This is a genomic window from Bacillus cereus group sp. BfR-BA-01347 (assembly GCF_022663835.1).
GTDB lineage: Bacteria > Bacillota > Bacilli > Bacillales > Bacillaceae_G > Bacillus_A > Bacillus_A thuringiensis_K.
The window spans coordinates 1-223 of the sequence record NZ_JAKUGG010000104.1 but is presented as its reverse complement, the minus strand read 5'-3'; the positions used below and the strand labels follow the sequence as shown (position 1 = coordinate 223).

Genomic DNA, 223 nt, shown 5'->3' with positions numbered 1-223 from the left:
TGCTATCATCCAAAGCTATAATATGGGACCAGGATATATTGATTTTATCGCTAGCAAAAAAAAGGAAAAACATTCAGAGAAATTAGCTAAACAATTTTCTAAAATGAAAGTCGATCAAAGTCCAGATATGTATACGTGTGGTGATAATAAAAAAAACTTTAGATATCCATATTGTTATGGAGATTTTACGTACACAACAAAAGTAAAAAATAGAACAAAGCTT

The 223-nt window shown here is 28.7% G+C and carries 1 protein-coding gene; it reads left to right on the top strand.

Features of this window, described 5'->3' with window-relative positions:
* Positions 1-223: lysozyme family protein (locus MR143_RS32855; protein WP_242281308.1), on the top strand; the 223-nt coding region annotated here is incomplete at both ends.